A 1473-nucleotide genomic window follows, 5' to 3' on the forward strand; every position below is an offset into this window, starting at 1 on the left:
GTGATCATGACGCGCTCGCCGGGGCGAATCTCGACATGCGGCTCGGCAAGCTTCGGGCAGCCGTCAGGCGAAGCGACCTCAAGCTTCTCGAAGGTCAGCGTCCCGCCGGGGTTTTCGGCAAAAATGATGCGCTTTTCGGTGTCGTGGAAGACATCGGTTTCGCCGAGCGCGATGCGGAAATCGGCGACGCGCATCAGCGTCGCTCGCCAATCGGCGATGCCGCCTATGTTGTTGATGAACCAGCGCAGCGAGGAATGGACCTGGTTGAAGGCGCCGACCGCCATCATCAGGCCGCCGAAGCTGATGTCGCCGGCGAAATAGACCGGCGCGGCAACCAGGATCGGCGCCACCACGGTGATCCAGCCATAGGTGTCGGTGACCCAGGAGAGATTGATCTGGGCGCTGTAGATGCGCCGCATGGCGCCGAGCACCGTGCCGAGGTCGAGCTCGAGTTGCCGCCTGGCGTCGGCCTCGCCATGCGCAAGCGCGATGGCATCGATGTTCTCGTTGACGCGGACCATTGAGGACCTGAGTTCGGCCTCGCGCGTGTAGCGGTCGCTGTTGAAGCGGATCAGCGGCCGTCCGACCAGCCAGCTCAGCCATGAGGCGATGCCGGCATAGAGGATCGCCGCCCACACCATGTAGCCAGGGATCGCCAGCGAATAACCGCCGATGTGGAAGACGAAGCCCGACGACAGTGTCCACAGCACACCGATGAAGGACGCCAGCAGGATGAAAGCCTGCAGGAGGCCGACGCCGAGATCGGTCGACAGGTCGGAGAGATGGCCGGCGTCCTGCTGCATGCGCTGGTCCGGATTGACGCCGATGGCGCCGGCATGCGCCAGCCGGAAGGCGCGCGCCGGCCGCATCCACTCCTCGATCAGGTCGAGCGTCAGCGCCTCGCGCAGCTTCAGCCGGATGGTCTGATTGAGCCAGGTCTGGCCGACATTGAGCACCAGAAGCCCGCCGGCGATGGCAGCGAAGACCATGAGCTGGTGCAGGAAACCCGGCAGGTCACGCCGCGCCAGCGCATCGTAGAAGGGCTGGTTCCAACGGTTGAGCAGCACTTGGCCGATCGCGGTCGCGACGATGACGGCGACGATGCCGAGACAGGCCCAGACGAACTGCCTGCGCACCGGCGAGGATTTCAGCGCCTGCCGGATCGTCGCCAACTGGTCGCCGAGGCTGCTGGCTTCGACAGACACGGCGGCGGGCGCCGGACCGGCCTTGTCATCCGCTTGATCAGCCATGTCAGATGTCCCTGCTTTCGGAAAAGGTACTGAAACCGGCGCGAGCGCGACCGGCATGTCCTTCAGGCCGCGAACCCGCCCCCGACAGATAGGATGAGGCAAGGCGCTGCCGCGATCACGAACGCGTCACCCGGGCTTGCACCTTGTTCGCGGCCAGCCGCCCGAGCCTGGTGGCGCCTTGCGGCGTCATCGTGGTCGAGGCGCAAAAGCGGCTCTACCAGGG

The 1473-nt window shown here is 65.6% G+C and carries 1 protein-coding gene; it reads right to left on the reverse strand.

Translation table 11 applies throughout. The features are described from left to right. Window positions 1–1250: ABC transporter ATP-binding protein/permease (locus EN745_RS34730; RefSeq protein ID WP_145992325.1), on the reverse strand; the 1250-nt coding region annotated here is incomplete at its 3' end. Between the last annotated feature and the right edge of the window lie 223 nt (window positions 1251–1473).

This window comes from Mesorhizobium sp. M4A.F.Ca.ET.022.05.2.1 (assembly GCF_003998845.1).
Lineage (GTDB): Bacteria > Pseudomonadota > Alphaproteobacteria > Rhizobiales > Rhizobiaceae > Mesorhizobium.